Origin of the sequence: Mesorhizobium sp. M7A.F.Ca.CA.002.04.1.1 (assembly GCF_004022805.1) — a bacterium.
GTDB lineage: Bacteria > Pseudomonadota > Alphaproteobacteria > Rhizobiales > Rhizobiaceae > Mesorhizobium > Mesorhizobium ciceri.
Genome location: NZ_RZPL01001290.1, coordinates 1 through 519, shown reverse-complemented (window position 1 = coordinate 519; position 519 = coordinate 1). Strand labels below are relative to the sequence as shown.

Annotated in this window: 1 protein-coding gene; it reads left to right on the top strand. The window is 64.7% G+C overall.

Translation table 11 applies throughout. The annotated features are described in order from the left end of the window. Positions 1-519, top strand: a 519-nt coding sequence (locus ENZ75_RS33845) for an FAD-dependent oxidoreductase (RefSeq protein WP_164888283.1), incomplete at both ends; no start/stop codon positions are given.

Below are 519 nucleotides of genomic sequence, written 5' to 3'. Positions count from 1 at the left end.
GTGTGAAGGTCACGCTGGTCGAGCAGACCCATCCCGCCGGCGGCCCGTCGGGCAAATCGTCGGCGCTGCTGCACGCCTTCTACCTGATGCCGGAACTGTCGCAGCTATCCATCCGTGGCCGAGAGATCCTGGTGTCGCTGCCCGAAATCGCGGGCGAAGGATCCTTTGTCACCGAAATCGGCATGATGTGGGTCTGCGGCAACGACAACAAGGCGAGCTGGACGTCGGCAGCCGAACGCATCCGCGGCGAGGGCGCGCGCATCAAGACATTGTCGCCGCAGGCCTTTGCCGATGCCGCACCGGGCTTTGCCCTGGACAATGTCGCGCTGGCGCTGTGGGAACCCGAGTATGGCTATGCCGATGCCTTCGGCGCCACCAATGCTATTGCCCGTGCCGCCCGCGCCAGTGGTGCCAGGATCATGCAGAACACGTTGGTCGAGAGCCTCCAGCGGCAGGGCGACCGCATCACGGGTGTCATCTTGACCGATGGAACGATGCTGGAGGCCGATACCGTCGTCC